At 62.8% G+C, this 1,042-nt stretch carries 1 protein-coding gene; it reads right to left on the reverse strand.

Annotated features, from left to right (window positions below; translation table 11 throughout):
- A partial coding sequence (locus tag EKL15_RS24640) for a type IV secretory system conjugative DNA transfer family protein (RefSeq protein WP_370593031.1) occupies positions 1-1,026 on the reverse strand: 1,026 nt, incomplete at its 3' end.
- Between the last annotated feature and the right edge of the window lie 16 nt (positions 1,027-1,042).

The following is a 1,042-nucleotide window of genomic DNA, read 5'->3' on the forward strand; positions in this document are numbered from 1 at the left end:
GTGTTGCAGGGTGTTCACGTCAAACAGCGGCCGCGCCTCCTTCTGGATGAAGCTGTCCCCGCTGATATGCTCCACGTTCCCCGCCTCCCGGCTGGCACGGCGGCGCTCCACGTCCACCCTGATTTCCCCGGTCTGCCCCGCCGCCCACTGCGCGGACTCCAGGCTGGCCGCCCGGTAAAACCAGCGGATCGGCGTGTTATCCAGTACCGTGGTTTTCACAAATTCAGCGGGCAGATCCTGCCCGCACTGCCCGAAATCGCCCAGCGACTGGTGCGCGAGCAACAGATTGCAGTCCCGGCTGCGCAGCGTCCCCAGTGCGTTCAGTACATACTTCGACAGCAGATATTTAATTTCATCGAGCATCACGCTGACGTGTGGCCACTCCCGGAACTCGTCCCGCGCAATGATGATTTGCGCGCAGCGGGCAAACAGCATTTTTTGCACACGGATCACCGCCTCGTCGTCCATCGAGCCGATAACGTACAGGCAGCCGCCGCCGTTGATAATCCCCGCCACATCGATGCCACTGTCCGTCTGCAGGACGCTCAGGTCAGCGACGTTTTCCAGCCTAGTGATCAACCCCTTCACGTCCTTTTTCAGGGCCTCCGGCAGCGCGTACGCCGCCGCCAGCACCTGCTGAATGTTTGCCCCCTGCGGAAACTGCTCCGCAATCAGCTTCGCCGCTTTCTGCTCGCTGATGCGGTAGTGGTCCGCCACGTCGCCGGTCTCGCCCAGGTTAAGCCCGGCAATCAGCAGGTTTTTCAGCGCGTACTGGTCGAGATCGCGGAACAGATTCAGCTGCGCCGGTTTCCCCGGCCGCAGATCCAGCAGGGTGAAGTCCGGACAGTGCGCCCGGAAGACGTGCGGCGCCCATGCGTCCCCTTTGGGGTCGAAGTACACCACCGCGTCCCCGAAATCGCGTACGCAGCGAATGAGCGCGTTGGTGGCCATCACGCTCTTGCCGCTCCCGGGCAGGCCGAGGATCTGAATGTTGGTCTTGCGCCAGGTATCACGCGGAACCAGCACCGGCTTGCCCTGCTCA

The sequence above is a fragment of the Serratia sp. 4542 genome, from assembly GCF_016805595.1.
In the GTDB taxonomy this organism is placed as follows: domain Bacteria; phylum Pseudomonadota; class Gammaproteobacteria; order Enterobacterales; family Enterobacteriaceae; genus Serratia; species Serratia nevei.